Source organism: Senegalia massiliensis, assembly GCF_900626135.1.
Taxonomy (GTDB): Bacteria; Bacillota; Clostridia; order Tissierellales; family SIT17; genus Anaeromonas; species Anaeromonas massiliensis.
Window position 1 is genome coordinate 202,793 of record NZ_LR130786.1, and the last position, 15,587, is coordinate 218,379.

General features: G+C 27.4%; 14 protein-coding genes. All 14 read right to left on the minus strand.

Going from position 1 to position 15,587, the window contains the following annotated elements:
• Position 1 precedes the first annotated feature (1 nt).
• The 14 genes from E0D94_RS10830 to E0D94_RS10895 all read right to left on the minus strand — a co-directional run bounded on the left by E0D94_RS10830 (position 2) and on the right by E0D94_RS10895 (position 15,577).
• Positions 2-436: a hypothetical protein gene (locus E0D94_RS10830; RefSeq protein ID WP_130807580.1), complete on the minus strand. Its 435-nt coding sequence runs from the start codon at positions 434-436 to the stop codon at positions 2-4.
• Positions 437-455: 19 nt separating this feature from the next.
• Positions 456-746 carry a hypothetical protein gene (locus E0D94_RS10835; protein ID WP_130807581.1) on the minus strand — a complete coding sequence of 97 codons (291 nt, stop codon included), beginning with the start codon at positions 744-746 and terminating at the stop codon, positions 456-458.
• A gap of 5 nt (positions 747-751) precedes the next feature.
• On the minus strand, positions 752-1,597 hold the full coding sequence (locus E0D94_RS10840) for a DegV family protein (protein WP_130807582.1): 846 nt from the start codon (positions 1,595-1,597) through the stop codon (positions 752-754).
• A 64-nt stretch (positions 1,598-1,661) separates the two neighbouring features.
• The gene (locus E0D94_RS10845) at positions 1,662-3,422 is read right to left on the minus strand and encodes a glycerophosphoryl diester phosphodiesterase membrane domain-containing protein (RefSeq protein ID WP_165442945.1); all 1,761 of its coding nucleotides are present in this window, start codon (positions 3,420-3,422) and stop codon (positions 1,662-1,664) included.
• Between the two features lie 122 nt (positions 3,423-3,544).
• The gene (locus tag E0D94_RS10850; protein ID WP_130807584.1) at positions 3,545-4,138 is read right to left on the minus strand and encodes a hypothetical protein; all 594 of its coding nucleotides are present in this window, start codon (positions 4,136-4,138) and stop codon (positions 3,545-3,547) included.
• Between the two features lie 179 nt (positions 4,139-4,317).
• Entirely contained in the window at positions 4,318-5,532 is a 1,215-nt protein-coding gene (locus E0D94_RS10855) for an NRAMP family divalent metal transporter (protein ID WP_130807585.1), read from the minus strand.
• 166 nt (positions 5,533-5,698) lie between these two features.
• Positions 5,699-6,916, minus strand: coding sequence for an amidohydrolase (locus E0D94_RS10860; protein WP_130807586.1), 1,218 nt, complete (start codon positions 6,914-6,916; stop codon positions 5,699-5,701).
• 20 nt (positions 6,917-6,936) lie between these two features.
• Positions 6,937-8,184 (minus strand): YlbE family protein, encoded by a 1,248-nt coding sequence (locus tag E0D94_RS10865; protein ID WP_130807587.1) that lies wholly within the window; start codon positions 8,182-8,184, stop codon positions 6,937-6,939.
• 21 nt (positions 8,185-8,205) lie between these two features.
• Positions 8,206-8,376: a fdrA domain protein gene (locus E0D94_RS10870; protein ID WP_130807588.1), complete on the minus strand. Its 171-nt coding sequence runs from the start codon at positions 8,374-8,376 to the stop codon at positions 8,206-8,208.
• A gap of 1 nt (position 8,377) precedes the next feature.
• Positions 8,378-9,949, minus strand: coding sequence for an acyl-CoA synthetase FdrA (fdrA, locus tag E0D94_RS10875; RefSeq protein WP_130807589.1), 1,572 nt, complete (start codon positions 9,947-9,949; stop codon positions 8,378-8,380).
• A 190-nt stretch (positions 9,950-10,139) separates the two neighbouring features.
• Positions 10,140-11,831, minus strand: coding sequence for a PucR family transcriptional regulator ligand-binding domain-containing protein (locus tag E0D94_RS10880; RefSeq protein ID WP_130807590.1), 1,692 nt, complete (start codon positions 11,829-11,831; stop codon positions 10,140-10,142).
• A 96-nt stretch (positions 11,832-11,927) separates the two neighbouring features.
• Positions 11,928-13,151, minus strand: coding sequence for an amidohydrolase family protein (locus E0D94_RS10885; RefSeq protein WP_130807591.1), 1,224 nt, complete (start codon positions 13,149-13,151; stop codon positions 11,928-11,930).
• Positions 13,152-13,173: 22 nt separating this feature from the next.
• Positions 13,174-14,523, minus strand: a complete 1,350-nt coding sequence (locus tag E0D94_RS10890) for a citrate transporter (protein WP_130807592.1) — start codon at positions 14,521-14,523, stop codon at positions 13,174-13,176.
• Positions 14,524-14,794: 271 nt separating this feature from the next.
• On the minus strand, positions 14,795-15,577 hold the full coding sequence (locus E0D94_RS10895) for an EFR1 family ferrodoxin (RefSeq protein ID WP_130807593.1): 783 nt from the start codon (positions 15,575-15,577) through the stop codon (positions 14,795-14,797).
• Positions 15,578-15,587: the final 10 nt, after the last annotated feature.

A 15,587-nucleotide genomic window follows, 5' to 3' on the forward strand; every position in this document is an offset into this window, starting at 1 on the left:
TCTACTTATTCATCAATTTTATCAATTCTGGAGCTATTAAAACATTATAATCATATCCAGTTTGTTTTACTTTTTCTTCTTCATTTTCAAAGCCTATAATAACTCTTTTAGAATTATCTTTAAAGAATATTAATATTTTAAATTTCATTTCACCTTCTTCAAGATTAATGTCATCTATCATACTTTTATTATAAGCATTTATTATGTCTTGAACTTCTTCATCTGAAGCTACATATTTTTTAAAATTATTCTTACTATTTATAATCTCAATTCTATCTACATTTTTTATGTCTATATTTTTCTCTTGTTCGACACCTTTAGGCATAGTTTTAGAAGCTTCATCCTTAATATTATTTTCTATATTAGTTTCTTGATCACATGATATAAATATAACCATAATAACAGATATAAATAATAATAATATAATTTTTTTCATATATTACATCTCCTAAAATCTAGTTATTATATTTCCAAAGACTATTATTATCTGTCGATATATTAATAATTAGATTTTCCTTTTCTAATTCTTGCAATAAGTTAATAGCATATTTTAACTTTTTCCCTTTAAATATAGCTTCATTAATATTATGTGTTGAAAAAGCCTTTTCTTCTTTATAAACATACTCAATAATTTTTATTTTATCTAATTTTCTTTTTCTAAAAAGATAAAAAGTAATCAATGTCACAATAAAAAGTAATATTATTAATAATCCAATAAAAGCAAAAAAGTTTATAATATTAGTCATAATTTCTATACTCTTTCAGATATTATTATTCCAATTAATCCTGGTCCTGTATGCACTACTAAAACAGGACTTATTTGAGTAAAAGTGGTGGAAACTACATTTTTAAGTTGTTTAATATTATCAAGAAGTTTCATTCCCTCATCATAAGCATTACCATGAGCTACAGCTACATTAATTTTATTATTTTGTGATTTTTCTTTTACAATATTATATAAGGATTTTATAGATCTGTTTCTTCCTCTTACTTTCTTATAAGTATAATAAGTTCCTTCTTTGTTTATTGAGATAATTGGTTTTATTTTTAATAACTCTCCTATAGTCCCTTCAACTCTACCAATTCTTCCACCTTTTTTTAGATATTCTAATGTTTCTACTACATAAAATGTCTCAGTTTTAGATATTACATTTCTTATCTTTTGAATAGTTTTATAATAATCATTAGTTCTCTCTAATTCTTTTGCACCTTCTAAAACAGGATAACCTAGTCCCATACTTAAGGATTTAGAATCAATTATTTCTATTTGTAATCCTTCTACTATATCCTTAGCATTTTTCATCATATTTATTGTTCCACTTAGCCCACCTGAAATAGTTGTAACTATAATATGAGTATAGTTTTCATTTTTCAACGCTTCAAATAATTCAATACAATCTCCTAATGAAGGTAAAGAAGTTTTAGGAATTTCTTCATCAAATCTTTCATATATATCTTCTGGTGTTATATCAACTTTATCTTTATATTCACCATCAGAATAAATTACTTTTAAAGGCATTATTTTTATGCTATATTTATCTATCAGATCTTTTGGTAAATCACAAGTAGAATCTGTTACTAAAGCAATTTTATTCATAGCAGAACTCCTTTCATTTATTTGTATTGTTTAATTATAGCATATAATCAATTTCTGTACATATTTAAAAACTAAACTCAATAATTTCTTTCACCTTAAAAGGGTAATCCGTTATTATACCATCAATATCATATTTTAAAACTTCTTTAATATCTGTTTCACTATTAACAGTATATACCCATATTTTTCTATTATTATCTCTAGCATGTCTTACAATTTTATTAGAAAGCATATTTTGATCAATTGTATAAAAATCTACATCTAAATAAGATAAGTCCCCTGCTGCAATATACATCACTTGACCTATTTTTATATTTGGATTTAAATCTCTTACTATTTTTAGAAGTCTATTGTCAAAAGATTGTATATATACACTATCTACCATATTATTCTTTTCTATTATCTCTATAGTTTTTCTTACTAGCTCTTTTTTAGGACCATAAGATTTTAATTCAACTATTACATTCATCTTACCTTTTACTTCCTTTAATGCTTCATCTAATGTAGGAATTTTTTCTCCTTCATATTCATTGGAATATGAAGAGCCTATATCAACTTTAGATAACTCATTATAATTAAGTTGAGATACACTTTCACTTAAGCCTGCAAGTCTTCTAAGACTTATATCATGGTATAACACTACTTCTTTATCTTTTGTGAGTTGTACATCAACTTCTATATAATTGATCTCTTTAGTTAACGCTGTTCTTATTGCGCTAAGGGAATTCTCAGGAGTAGTTACAGTATTGCTCCTATGAGCAGCTATCATAATATCTCGACCTAGATATATAGTTTCTTTATTAAAAAAGTAATTCACATTAAATGTAATTGTAATAGCTATAAATAATATAAAAGTTAATATATATCTTTTATTATATATAATCTTATAAAATCTTTTTTCCATATTTTTGAATTTGTCATTTCTATATGCATTTAAAGTATCACTAACATTTGATGTAAAACTTTGTATGCGTGAATAATACAGTCTAGTTAAAAATATTACGTTTGTAGGTACGAACATAGATAAAAATATATAGGTTATATAACTTGAAAAAGTTATAAATAATTCATCTATATAATTACTATCTATTATTGACCCAAGTTTATTAGCTATAAATGTAATAAAAGACACTATCAAAAAACCAGAGAATAAAACTAATCCATTGTATAAAATTAGTTTTAAAAATATTTTTATTTCTCTATCATCAGTTAATTTCCAACTGTGCTTTATTGATTTTAATATTGTTTTATTTTCAATAATAATAGCATGGAAAGTAAAAATCAGTCTTAAAAAAATATATAATACTGAAACTAAAATTGAAATATATATAACTAAATCAAATTTAGAATTTATAATACTTCTTCTTACATACAATGGCAAATTTAAATCTTTAGCTAAAACATTTGAAATAGGTAATTCTACAAATGGTGTTAATAAAAGCAATAAAAGAACGAGAGGCAAAATACCTAAGCTTAACATCCTAGGTATTTTAATAACAGTAGTTACAAATGAATTCAATATAGATATATCTTTACCAAAATATTGTTTTTGTGATATTGTAATTAATACTCCATATTCAATAAATATAAAAATAATAAATAATATAGAAATAAATATTAATCCAATTATCCCTTCGTATGAAAGAACTGTTTTAAACACATCACTATTAATTAATGATCTAGAACCTATTTTAATTAATAACCTTCCAACTATATATGAAATAATAGGGACAAATAAAAAAGAAGTTATTATAGTATGTATAATTTCAAATAAAATATATTTCTTATAAACTTTCTTAAAATCTTTAAAACTATTTTTAAACATTCTGATCATAAAATTTCATTCCTTTAACTTTAAAAATATAATATATTATATTCCAATTATAAAGAATAATTTACTTTTATAGAGAAAAGGCAATTGGAATATAAAAGTCCAATTGCCTTATTTTATTCTTGTGCTTTTATTTCTCCTGTAACTTCACTTTCTGTTTCTAGTGTAAAAGAATTTTTATATTCTTCAGTAGAAAAATATAAATTCCCATCTATCTTTGCATCTGATAATGTAAATCCATCAGATTCAACATATACATCACCTACAAAAGTTCCACCTTGAAAATTAGTATTTGGACTTTTGATTGTTAATTTTGGAGCTGTTATTGTGAATCTATCAGTAATGTTACGATCTTCATCTTGTGTATAAGGAGCTAACTTACGATATAATTCATTCTCAGAATCTCCTTTATCATAAAATTCTCCTTCTACTACTAAATCTTCTTCAAAAGTTAAATCATTTAATGTTGCTATTATCCAAGTACCATCAGCACTAATAGCTTCTTTAAAGGCAGATTCTTCATTTACTATAGATGGAGTAGTTGTAGCATCTGTATCTTCATCTACTGTATCTTTATCTGTTGCACCTTCATCTTCTACAGGTGTTTGTTCATCTTGCACATCATCTGTTGTATCATTATTATCATCTCCACAACCAGATAAAAGTGCAACTGCCAACACTAATGATATTAATAACGCTTTAATCTTCAATTTAAAACTCCTCCTTTGTCATTTTAAACTTACTAATTATACTACCCAATTACATTAATTTTAAAACGTATTGATTACTATATTTTAATATTAATTTTATAACTTTATAAATAAGTAATATTAATAATAAAATCTAATGATAATGAGAATACATATAAGTAAAAAATTAGCGTTATAAATTAAAAAAGTAGATTATAAAGAGTCCACATTCCTAATCCAAATGTAACAACTACTGAAATCATTCCCATAACATTTTGAAAAATATTATTTTTATATTTACCTAAAGTTTTATTATTAGATGTAATTACAAATAATATAGCAATAAAAGGTAGAAAAAAACCACTAGTTGCTTGGGCAAAAATAATAATCTGAGTTGGGCGTGCACCAAACATAGCAAATAATGTTCCAATTACAACAGCAATAACTGATACTATTTTTATCCTAAAATCGTTTTCTTTATTCCATTTAAATAATTTACCATAAATAATTCCTGTCATATATGGAGTAGCTATTGAAGAAGATAATCCTGCAAATACCAAACCAAAAGAACCAAAAATCCTCGCCCAATTTCCTAAAATTGGCTCAAGAGATTTTGAAAATACTAGAGGTGTATCTACTATAATACCAGATTGGTATAAAAGAGAAGATGTCACAATAATTAAAGATAAGGTCATTAATACTCCTAAAGATACATTGAGTTTTGTATCAAAATATGAATCTTTTAAATCTTCTTCATTAGTCCATTTATCTGAACTTGCAACTGAATGAAAAACTAAATTAACTGCAATTATAGTAGTCCCAATTAATGCAATAGTATTAACAATCCCTCCTGATGGAACTGTAGGTATAAAACCTTTTAATATATCTTGTATATTTGGTCTTACAATAATTGCAGTAATTATAAAAATAATACCCATTGCTGCAACAAAAAATTTCATTATAGTTTCAATAATTTTAGGAGTAGTAAATATTATTGCTATAATACATAAAAGACCCATAATTAAAGCAGATAACCATGTAGGTAGTTTAAATATGTCACTAAATCCTGATGTTGCACCTATTAAGTTCCCTGCTTCAAATCCTAAAGCAGTAAGCCCCATTACAATTGCAAATAAACCAATCACAAGTATCTTCCACATCTTACTTGCTGGCAATAATTCTAAACTTGCTTCAATAATATTTTTATTTGCTATTGTGGCTAACCTTGAAGCCATATTCATAATAATAAATAGTGAAACACCTGAGAATACAACTGCCCATAGCAAAGCATATCCAAATTCCACTCCAGCATTAGTAGCAGTTGTAATTGTACCAGGACCTACAAAAGCACTAGTAATAACTGCAGCAGGTCCTGCAGCTTTAATTTTTTGAATTAATGTTTTCTTTTTTTTCATCTCTTTCTCCTTGTACAATATTTTCAAACCTTTACTAAATAAATTAATTAAAAACAATAAAAATTTTTCTGTATTTATAAAATAGCTATAATGTTTTCGGACGTTTAATACATAAAATATATTATTAAAAATGGTTTAAGAAATATTTCTTAAACCATTTTTAAATTTATAAGATTCCATAAACAATACTCCCATTAAACATTACTGCTTTTCTTTTTGGAATTCGTGCTATAGCTTCAGCTGATGATTCGCAATCTATAAATACCATATCCGCTTTATCTCCAACTTTTGGCCAATTAATACTACCATATTTATCTAATGGCATTTTGCCTCTAGTTATAAATCCTAATGCTCTAGAAAGTGAGTATTCATCAATCCAGCCAAATTTTTCTGCCATTCTACTTGCTCTCTGTAACAAATCACCTGTTCCAAAGGGAGACCAATGATCATTTATATTGTCATTTACTACGTTTATATTTACTCCACGTTCGTATAATAATGATAAAGGAGGAGATGATACATCAATAGGTGAAGTAGAAGATATAGTAATATCTAAATATTTCAATTTTTCTATTAAAGGATTTATTTCTTTTATAGATAACTCACCTAATCCATAAGCATGACTTACTGTTACTCTTCCATTCCATTTAGCCTTTTCTACAAAATCAGCTAATCTTTCCATAGTATATAAACAGATATATCCAGGTTCATGTAAATGTATATCAACATCACTATCAAATTCTACAGCAATATCCATCATTTTTTCTAATGAACCATTAATATTATTATCTATTGTAGCTGGATCTAGCCCCCCTACAACTTCTACACCACTTCTCATAGCTTCTTTCATTGCCTTTATAGAATTACTTCTTAATAATCCATGTTGAGGAAATGCTACCATTTCATGAGTTAATTTGTCACTATAATCTTCTAGTGCCTTTTTTACAATTTCAATATTTTTTATTCCAGTTATAGGATCTACATTACCTTGAACTCTAGCATGAGTAACACCATTTGATGTAATTAAATCTAATAGCTTTTTAGCTCTATACTCAGTATGTGGTAAAAAATCTTCTAAAAATTCTTCTTCTTCCTTTATTCTATGGAATACACTTTTAAAAGGAGTACTTGCCTTCCAAGGGCCCCCGTAGTGTCCTTTATCTAAGTGAATATGCATGTCTGCAAAGGAAGGCAAAGCAAGACTTCCTTTTACATCTATTACATCTACATCACATTTTTCACTTATATAATTTTCTATTTTTTTGATTACACCATTTTCTATTAAAAAATTTTTATTTTCAGTATTTGTATCTATTATTTCTCCATTTTCCTTTTCAAAACCTTTTTCTATTAAGACATTCTTTAACCAGAATTTCTTTTTCATATTTACACTTCCTTGTAAAATTAGTCTGCAATTTCACTAAATTTCACTAAAGATTTTACAAAACAATCCATTGGTGCTTCTACAATACCTGCTCCCACTTGACCAATTCCAGGCTCTTTATGTGCCATACCTGTATTTATTGTAGGTAATATTCCAAGTTCTACAACTTTTCTAATATCAATACCTATTGGAGCTCCTGCAAAATCCATGTTTGGCATTTGGAAAGTATTACTCTTATCTAATGTTATTTCCCACATGTCTCTCGTATAATTTAAAGCAGCTTCTGAAGAATCAGCACCTACAAATCTAACTACAGCTGGTGCAGCCCCCATAGTAAATCCACCTAATCCTATTGTTTCAAGTATTGTACTATCTCCTATATCTGGATTTGCATCTTCTTCTGAATAACCTGGGAAATACAATCCTTTAGGCATTTTAACTGGAGCTTCAAACCACTCTTCACCAAGTCCACTTACTTTTATTCCAAAATTAGTTCCATTTCTACTCATTGCTGTAACTAATGTACATCCTTCTATCCCTTTCACTGGATCCATCATAGCTTTTCCAGCTGCCATTGCAAGATTTAAAAAGAATTGTTCATTACCAGTAATAAATGATGTTATTTTTTCTAACTCATTCTTATCATCAAGAACTTTTACCATAGTAGGTATTATTGCTTTACCAAATAATAAAGATGCAGCAATATTTCTTTGGTGCATTTCATCACCCATTGCAAGTGCTTGTGACATCATTACTCTTAAATTTATTGGTCCTGTTTCTTCTATTGCTTTTTTCATAGCTGGGGCTAAACTTTTTTCCATCCAATCAAGTCTTTCTATTACTTCATCTCCATTAGCTCCAAATCTCATTACCTTTCCAAGACCTTCATTTAATGTACAGTATGCATAGTTTCCATAAGTCTCATTTTTAACTTCATATAAAGGCATTGAATAACTTATCATACCAGTCATAGGCCCTACAGCACCCATGCTATGATTAGATACAAACTTAATTCCACCATTTTCAATTAATTTTATTGCTTCTTCATCACTTTCTGCTAATCTTTCATATTTAACAGCACCTATAATAGCTCCTTTTAAAGGACCTGTCATATCTTTCCATTCAATCGGTGGACCAGCATGACCTATAACATTTTTCTCCATTCCAGGTAGCACATCTTTAGCATATTTTATATCAACTAATACAGGCTGACCTTCCTGCATTCTTTTAATACCTTCTTCATTTGCTTTATTAATATCAAATTTCATATCCTATTTCCTCCTAGTAATTTATTTAAGTTTATTCAATATTTCTATTAATTTAGGATCTCCACCTGCAGGTGGTTTCCATTCTACTTGTATTGTTGTTATTTCTTGATCTTTATTTGCTTCATAGAATGTTTCTAATCCAATATTAGCAATTTTAAGTTCTTTTCCAAATAAATCATTCACCTTAGCCATATTATTTGCCTCCTAAATTACGAGATTTATTTATAATTAAAGATGCAATTCTAGCTGCTTGAGCATTACTTTCCATAACGATAACTCCAGCGTCTTTAAGTTTTTTCTCTTGTTCTTCAAAGTCTTGTATATCTTTATCTGTACCACATATTGATGATATGAAAGTTATATGTCTTCCATCTTTTTCTGATATTTGTCTAGCTTTTTCAATAGCTTTAACAGCTTCACCAGCTGGATCTTCATGTGAGCCATATCCTAATACTACATCTAATAATATAACTGATACTTCATTATCTTTAGCCTCTTCTTCTATTCTATCCACTCTAAGTCTTGGATCAATCATTGGATGAGGTCTACCATCAGTGAAGTAGTCATCTCCCATATCTAAGAATGTATTTTTTTCACTTATATCAACATTATTTAGTTCTTTTGTACCTTTAAGTGATATATTAGAATATATATTATCAACATCTTTCTTTACTATAAGCATACCTTCATAAGCAAGAGTTCCACCAGTGTATAAAGCTCTTATATATTTTTGTTCATCTTTTTTAGATGCTATTTCCTTTTCTACAATTTTAGTGATTTCTTCATCACTCATATCAAATATTACATTTTGGTATTCTTCTCCTTTAGAAGCATTAACAGCCATAACTGCAGCATCTTCTAATGTTTCAGCAAATATAGCTTTACTATCTTTAACTAATTCAGGATCCCCACCTAGAAAACAAGCTATTACTGGTTTATTTATAGATTCAACTCTATCTAGTATCTTTTTCATAACATTCTCTGCTGGTGGTTTTGATACAAGAAGAATAACTTCTGTTTCATCATCTTCTGCTAATGCATCTATACCAACCATCATCATTTTACCACCAACTTGTTCTTTCAAGTCACGTCCACCTGTTCCAAGGCCTTGTGATAAACCTGCACCTTTTTTATCAATTATACAACTTGTTTCTTGAAGTCCAGTACCTGATGCTGCCACCATACCTATATTACCTCTATTAATAACATTAGCAAAACCTAATGCAGCTCCATTTATTATAGCTGTACCACAATCAGGTCCCATCATTAATAAACCTTTTTCTATAGCTTTATCCTTCAATTCAATCTCATCTGTTATAGATACATTATCACTAAATAATAATACATTTAAATCATTATCTAGAGCTTTTTCAACTTCTGCCCTTGCATATTTACCAGGTATAGATATAACTGTAAAATTTAATCCATTTATTTTTTCTATCGCTGTATCTAATGTCTTAACTTTTAATTCACCACTTATAGATGCATTATTTTTCTTGTTAAGTTGATTTTCCACTTCATCAATTACCATTTGTGCTCTTTCTTCATCTTCAGCTATAACTCCAATTATCATATCGTTTGAATCTGAGTCTAAATTTTCCTCTAATAGTAATCCTGAATCTTTCATTAAGTTCTTATTATAGTCTGTGCCCATCATAACTGCAGCATTTTTAACTCCATCCATTGATGAAATTTTACTTGAAATAGTCATTAATGTTACTGAATCATAATAAGAATTTTCTTTTATAAAATTCTTAGTAATCATAAATTTACCTCCCAATTTATATTTAATAATTAACAATAATTTGTTTTTTAAAAAAACCTTTTCTTAAATGTATATACTAAAGGTATAAATAACCCTATATTCATATTATAAAATTTCCACCTATAACTCACACTATCAAGGTGCATAAAATAAATAAAAATTATTGTGCAAAATGTATAAACTATTAAATTTATACATTTAGTAATTTCATTGCTTTTAACCCTAGTTGCATTTCAAACAATTCATTTTGATCTTTAAAATCCGTATTTAATATTGACTTTATTTTATCCATTCTATATATAAAAGTATTTCTATGCACAAATGTCTCTTTAGAAGCTTCTGATATATTATTGTTATATTTAAAATAGGCTTCTAATGTAGATACCAAATTCGAATTATTTTCTTTGTCATATTCATATAGCCTATAAATAGTATTTCTATAAAATCTCTCTAATTCACTTTTATTTTCTATTGAAGACAATAAGTTATATATCATAAAATCTTCATATTGAAATAAGTATCCTTTATAATTTAGTTTTTCAGCAATATCTAATGCTTCTACTGCCTCTTTAAAGCTATCTCCAAGTTTTATTAATCTATTATATAATTTACCTATTCCAATACTTATATTAATATCCTCTATATTTAACCTCAAATTATGATACACTTTCTCCATAAATTTTTTAGATATATCTTTAGAGTATTTACTATTATTTATTCTATCTAATTGAATAAATAATATAATTTGATTTCCTCTATGAATACTAACTAAGTTTTTATTTTCCTTTATTGCAAGAGCATTAGAGACTTTATCAATTGTATTTCTAATACTTGCTAAAGTATTTTTATTTTGAAATATGCTTTTGTCATTTACTATTTCATAGTTATTTATTTTTATTACTACTGCTACGGACTTTCTATTTAAATATAATCCATGTATTTCTGAAAGGTGTTCAATAACCTTTTCTGATGTTATTCGCTCTTCTAACAAATCATCAAAGAAATCTCTTCTTATGGAATATTTTGTTGCTTCTATTTCTTTTCTTTTTATAATCTCTAAACTAGCTATAGTTGCACTATGCTCCATGGCCATGTAATCTAATTCTATTAGTTTTCTACCAGTTTCCCATATTATAATATAACCTAGTAACGTTCCTACTCCTGCTATTGGACGTATTCTAACCGCTATTTTTTTTCCTCCTAATAGATACTCTTTCTTTATAGCTTTTTTATATGAATGTATGTTAGAAGGTAAATTATCAATTAAACTTTGAGTAAAAACTCTTTCATTTTTATTTATATTTAAATACCTTTCTATAGGGAAAAAAGTCCCTTGTTTTTCCTTAAAACAAAGTAACTTTCCCATATCATCAACCATCATAACAGGATTTGATACTATTTTTACTAATTCACTACATATAGAATCAAGACCTCCTCCTTGTAAGGATAATTGAGTTAGTGTTTTATGAATCTCTATGCTTTTTTCTAATAATTCTCTTTGTTTATTATAAATTTGTTTATATATCAAATTACTTATATGAGATAAAGAGTAGTTATAAGGAATTGCTATAATAGGAAAGTTATATAATTTTGATTGTTCTAACATAATTTTAGGGAGATCATCAATATATCTTTTTAACTTTATCCCTAAACCTGAACAACCTTTTTCACTTAAGTCTTTTATTAGTGATTTTTGTAACTCATTATCATCTTTAAGCAAATATCCAGTTGTTAGTAATAGTTCACCTTTTTGAAGCCATTTTACTGTATCAGGATTATCCATTATATTTATATTTGTAATAACTTGTTCTTTACCTTTAAATCCACTAATTACTTTAAGATCTTCTATTTCTTTTATTTTAAGTACATCTTTTAATTTCACATATATCTCCCCATTTCTTGTTATAAATTATACCCTTATGTTTTTAATGTATAACAAGAAGAAAAATTATCCTCTCAATTTTGAGAGGATAACTTTCTAATAAAATGTTTTTACTTCCTTAGTTGTTTCAACTGTTATCTTTCCATCTTTTATAACATATAATCTTACAGGTAAGTCTATTATAGCTTTATCTATTTCTTGTGTATCTAATAAAACCATATTAGCTGAATTACCTACTTTTATACCATAATCTTCTATCCCTAGTGCTTTTGCTGGACTTTTTGTTATCATATCTAACACTGTAGGTAAATCATCAGCACCACCTAAATGAGCTGTAGGTATTGCAAGCATTGCTGTTTGAATTATATCTCCATTTCCATAAGGAGTAAACGGATTTCTTATATTATTTGTTGCAATTCCAACATTAACTCCTCCGTCTCTTAATGCTCTTACTGGAGTTAATCCTCTTCTTACATTATACTCATCATTCCTACCACCTAAATGAAGGTCAGTAGCTGGTAAACTAAATACATTTATTTTAGCTTTAGCCATATCTTTTATTACTTTATCTAGTTTCTCTTTAGAAAGTGCTCCAAGACTTGTTAAATGACCCACTGAAACCTTACCTTCGAATCCTTCTTTTATAGTCTTTTCACATAGATATTCTATTGAAGATCCTTCATAATCATCCATAAAATCTTGATGTAAATCTACAGGTTTATTATATTTTTTAGCTAATTCAAAAACAATATCAATATGTTCATTTGCATCTGTATCATTATATGGAATTCCTCCAACAGCATCAGCACCCATTTCCATAGCTTTATGCATCATGTCTAATGTTCCAGGAGCTTTTATAATTCCTTCCTGAGGAAAAGCAGCTACTTGTATATCTATTACATCCTTATATTCCTCTTTTAATTTCATTATAGTTTCAAAACCACCGAATCCTCCTGATGGATCAAATTCAGATTGAGTTCTTACATATGTTACACCATGTTTTATAAGCATATCTAAAGTAGCTTTAGCTCTTTTTTCAATATCTTCATTTGTAAAAGTTGGTTTTAATTCACCTGTAACTTCAATTGCTTCTTTTAATGTTCCGGATTTGTTAGGTTTACGATCAGCTATTAATGCTTTATCTAAATGTAAATGTGCTTCTATAAGTCCTGGAATAAGAACTTTTCCATTTGCTTCTATTTCTTTAGATGCTGATTCTGTAATTTCTTTTTCTATCTTAACAATTTTCCCATCATTAATAGCAACATCTACTAAATCTTCGTTATTTTCTAATCTTACTTGTTTTAAAATAATATCCATATTTATATCCTCCTTTATTTAATTAAGCTATAAATGAAATTATAAGTAATAATACTGTACAAGCTCCAACCCATTTAGCATTTCCCTTCACTACATCAATAATAGGTATTTGGAATCCAGAAGATAAAGCTTGCATTGTAATATTAACAAAACTAACTTGACTACCTAATCCAACACCCATAACTACAAATCCTAATGCTAAAGGTGTGAAATTTAAAGCTACTGCTATTGGTAAAACAAGAGTTAATATAGATCCTACATAAGCTCCAGCTGGTACACCTATAAGGAATCCTGAAAGTACTGCTGCTGGAACAGTGAATGCACTTGGTACTTGATCAGCTATACTTGCTATTACTGCAAAGGCGCCTGTATCTCCAATCATGTTTATAAACCCTAAAAATATACCTACATTAAATAATCTAACTAATATATATTGGGAACCATCAACCAATGACTTTACTGATTCTGAAACATTAAACTTAGTAAATATAGCGATTAATGCTACTGTTATAATAGTATAGAATAAAGGTGATAATATTGGAATTCCTATTGCATTATTTATTATAGGTCCAAAGATAACTGCAAATAACAAGAATATAGCAGGAATTGTATTAAACCACAATTCTTTTTTTGTCATATTCTTATATTCTTCATCTTCTTCTCCTTTAAATATAATCCCTCTTCTTTTTGCACCAACAAATGCTATTATAATTGCTATTCCAACAAATATTAACCAATAAGGTCTCATAGTTTCTACATAATTTTGAACTTCAATATTAGCTAATTTTGAAACTACTCCTGATTCTAAAGATGCTGGCGAAGTAGTAAATGATACTGCTGCTGCTATTGACATTGCTGCTATAAGTTCTGGTATTGCTCCTAGTGCTGCAAATGCAAGTGGTGCTATAACCATTGCACTACCTCCACCTACACCAGACATATATGTGGCAGCTGCTTGAAGTATAACTATAAATACTGCAAAGAATTCTACTCTACCTTTTATTGCACGTCTCACTAAAGTAAGTGATGTATTATAACTTCCAGCTTTAAATACAGCCATTGCTATCGCTGAATTTATTATCGGTACTGTTATCGATAACATGTTTGGCACTGCATCTAAGAAGAACTTATTAGCTTCTGCTAATGATATTCCTCCTATAATCATTGCCAAAATCCCACCTACAAGTCCAGCTATAAGCATATGAAATCTTTTAAATAATAATCCTAAAATCATTAATAAAGGTATTACTGTAATAACTGCATTAAATCCTGTTGGAGCTTCAACTTCTCCTATGTCAGCTCCAAAAGCTAAACTTGAAGAAAATAATAATAATAAAACCAATGAAACAATTAAAACTTTATTTTTTTTCATAACCTTCCTCCTAATATATATTAACTTAATGTTAAGCAAATGTTTTCAATTTGCTCACTATTAAATTTCTTTAGTTACATTCTAACAATTGAATGATTTCCCGCCAATGTGCAATAAATATATAAAAAATATTTTTTATTGTGCATTTTGTACAATTTTAAATTTTCATTTTATTATTATCTTTATAAATAAAATTCATTCATATATTATCAATTTAAACAAACAAATAAGCATTTAATAATTCTTATAAGAATTATTAAATGCTTATTTGTCAATATATAAAAGTTTCTATTTCTTTTCTCTCTCCTGCTATATATTCTAATTTATTCATAAATTCTAAAAAAGACTGTTCTTTTATATCTCTTGCATTTGTAGGACATATATTTATACATTTACCACAAAAAATACATGAATCGATATTAGTTTTCCTATAGTCAATTTTATCTATAGCATTTACTGGACAATTTTTTTCACATAAACCACATTGGATACAATTTGAATCTCCTATAGGAGTAGGTTGTTCTTTTAAAGGATGATAAGGATGATTCCCTTTTATTTTTATAGAATTCAATTTATTTATATCTGTAATAGTCAACATTTTCTTTTTTATATCCTTAGTAAACTTATATAAAATATCAAAATCTTCTTTATCAGGACGTGATTTCGCTACACTATGATTTAAACAATGCTCTCCTATAACAGTAGCTGCAGAGATAACTTTTATATTAATTTTATCTAAATTTTCTTTAAGTTCAAGTAAAGCATCCCCATAATCTCTATTTCCATAACTTACTATTGCAACTGCAGGTGTATTATTACCTTTTAAATTATTAAATATTTCTTTTGATATAATAGGTAATCTATCAGCATACACAGGAAATCCAATTACAACTAAATCATCTTCATTGAAAATTCTTTTTTTATTTCTTGATTCTAATTTAGTTAAATCAATTTCTAATACATCATTAGATAATTTATTAGCTATATTATTTACTATTTTTTTAGTACTTCCATTTGGTGAAAAATAAACTGATAATATTCTTTTGATATTCATTACACTCCCC

What these genes read in the sequence shown, in the direction of transcription:
- E0D94_RS10830 (WP_130807580.1), bottom strand. Translation starts at nt 436, where the DNA reads ATGAAAAAAATTATATTATTATTATTTATATCTGTTATTATGGTTATA.
- E0D94_RS10835 (WP_130807581.1), bottom strand. Translation starts at nt 746, where the DNA reads ATGACTAATATTATAAACTTTTTTGCTTTTATTGGATTATTAATAATA.
- E0D94_RS10840 (WP_130807582.1), bottom strand. Translation starts at nt 1,597, where the DNA reads ATGAATAAAATTGCTTTAGTAACAGATTCTACTTGTGATTTACCAAAA.
- E0D94_RS10845 (WP_165442945.1), bottom strand. Translation starts at nt 3,422, where the DNA reads ATGTTTAAAAATAGTTTTAAAGATTTTAAGAAAGTTTATAAGAAATAT.
- E0D94_RS10855 (WP_130807585.1), bottom strand. Translation starts at nt 5,532, where the DNA reads ATGAAAAAAAAGAAAACATTAATTCAAAAAATTAAAGCTGCAGGACCT.
- E0D94_RS10860 (WP_130807586.1), bottom strand. Translation starts at nt 6,916, where the DNA reads ATGAAAAAGAAATTCTGGTTAAAGAATGTCTTAATAGAAAAAGGTTTT.
- E0D94_RS10865 (WP_130807587.1), bottom strand. Translation starts at nt 8,184, where the DNA reads ATGAAATTTGATATTAATAAAGCAAATGAAGAAGGTATTAAAAGAATG.
- E0D94_RS10870 (WP_130807588.1), bottom strand. Translation starts at nt 8,376, where the DNA reads ATGGCTAAGGTGAATGATTTATTTGGAAAAGAACTTAAAATTGCTAAT.
- fdrA (WP_130807589.1), bottom strand. Translation starts at nt 9,949, where the DNA reads ATGATTACTAAGAATTTTATAAAAGAAAATTCTTATTATGATTCAGTA.
- E0D94_RS10885 (WP_130807591.1), bottom strand. Translation starts at nt 13,151, where the DNA reads ATGGATATTATTTTAAAACAAGTAAGATTAGAAAATAACGAAGATTTA.
- E0D94_RS10890 (WP_130807592.1), bottom strand. Translation starts at nt 14,523, where the DNA reads ATGAAAAAAAATAAAGTTTTAATTGTTTCATTGGTTTTATTATTATTA.
- E0D94_RS10895 (WP_130807593.1), bottom strand. Translation starts at nt 15,577, where the DNA reads ATGAATATCAAAAGAATATTATCAGTTTATTTTTCACCAAATGGAAGT.